The sequence below is a fragment of the Paraburkholderia sp. UYCP14C genome (assembly GCF_004197395.1).
Taxonomy (GTDB): domain Bacteria; phylum Pseudomonadota; class Gammaproteobacteria; order Burkholderiales; family Burkholderiaceae; genus Paraburkholderia.
Genome location: NZ_SELS01000228.1, coordinates 1 through 1,693, shown reverse-complemented (window position 1 = coordinate 1,693; position 1,693 = coordinate 1). Strand labels below are relative to the sequence as shown.

The window sequence follows — 1,693 nt, the reverse complement described above, 5'->3', positions numbered from 1 at the left end:
TAGCCGTCGCGTGTCTGCGGCAGCTTCATGCCGAGAAGTGTGGCCGCGACCTGCGTGCGCAGAATCTGCGCCGTACCGCCTGCAATAGTGAACATGCGGGCATCACGTACGTGCCGCTCCATCGCATTGTGGCGTCCGTAGCCGGATGATCCATAAAACTGCAAGGCATCGTTGGTGACCTTGTTGGCAGTCTCAGCCGCAAAAATCTTCGCCCGTGCCGCCTTGTCGATATCCGGAAACTCCGCGCCGCTGCAAGCCGCAGAACGCAACAGCAATCGGGCCGCATCCAGTTGCGTCGACATGTCGGCCAACATCCACTGCAGCCCCTGAAACTCGGCAATCGGTCGGCCAAACTGGTGTCGTGATTTGAGATACGCCATACCTTCCTCGAAGGCGCCCTGCGCGATGCCCAGCGCCACTGTGCCCGCACCGACGCGCTGCGCGTTGTAGGCGGTCATCAGCGCCGCGAAACCTCGCTTCAGGCCGCCGGGCGGCATCACGAGCATCGACCTGTGCACTCTGAGGTCGCGGAACTCGAGATGGGTTTCAGGGATGCCGCGCACACCCATCGCGTAAAGCCGCCGGCCGACCACAAGCCCGGCCGGTACGTCGCCATCCCGCACGCAGATGAATGCACCGACGCCTTGCTCCACGCCGTCGTCGAACACGCGCGCGAAGATGAGATGCAGTCTTGAAACGCCGCCGCCCGTGATCCAGTACTTCTCGCCGTTGAGGATGTAGTCGTCCCCCTTCCTGTCGGCACGCGTGGTCATCTCGCTGGCGGCGCTGCCGGCGTTGGGCTCCGAAATGCAGATCGCGGGCTTGTCCCCCGCCAGGACCAGCTCCGCGGCCAACTTCAGCTGTTCCGCAGTTCCATACTTCGCGATAGCGCCGATGGCGCCCATGTTGGCCTCGACGGTGATGCGGCCCATGGTGGCGCACGCCTTGGCCATTTCCTCAATAACGATCACGGTGTCCAGGTAAGACAAACCACGTCCACCCAGGCTCGTTGGCAACGTCATGCCCATGAACCCCGCGTCGCGCAGTGCTGTAACGTTGTCCCATGGATATTGCTCCGTGAGGTCCGTATTGGCGGCGGTTGGCGCAAACACCGTTTGCGCGAGCTCCCGTGCTTGCGCCTGCAGTGTCAACTGTTCGGCGGTCAGGTCGTACATGGCGTCTCCTGTAGCGATTGATTTGTTCCAAGCCAATCCGTTAGTACTTCGGTAGCATGCTCGTTCAGCCGTGGCGGTGGTCGCCTGTAGGTTGGGGGCGTAGCCGACATCCTCAGCGGATTGGCCAGAAGACGAAGCTCCCCATCCATCGCCCACTGACAGGGCATCCGCAACTCGGCACCGCGAGCTTTAACGTGTGGATCGGCGAATACGTCTTCCAGATTGTTCACAGGCCCACACGGGACCCCGACTGCCTCCAGCTGCTGCAGCCATGTCGCGCGATACCGTGTTCGCAAGGTTTTGTCGACCAGTTCGCAAAGTGCTGCCCGATTACGAATTCGCATCGTGTTGGTCGCGAAGCGTTCGTCGGAAGCGAGTTCGTTGATCCGCGCAACCTCGCAGAACCGCGCAAACTGCGCATCGTTGCCAACGGCGAGGATCATCGGTGCATCTGCCGTTGAGAACACCTGGTATGGAACGATGTTGGGGTGGCCGTTGCCCAGGCGGGTCGGTAGCTG

At 61.8% G+C, this 1,693-nt stretch carries 2 protein-coding genes; both read right to left on the bottom strand.

What is annotated here, in order from left to right:
* A partial coding sequence (gene acdA, locus EVC45_RS44460; RefSeq protein WP_129964345.1) for a 3-sulfinopropanoyl-CoA desulfinase occupies positions 1–1,175 on the bottom strand: 1,175 nt, incomplete at its 3' end.
* The coding region (locus EVC45_RS44455) for a CoA transferase (RefSeq protein WP_129964344.1) at positions 1,163–1,693 on the bottom strand (531 nt) is incomplete at its 5' end. The genes acdA and EVC45_RS44455, both read right to left, overlap by 13 nt.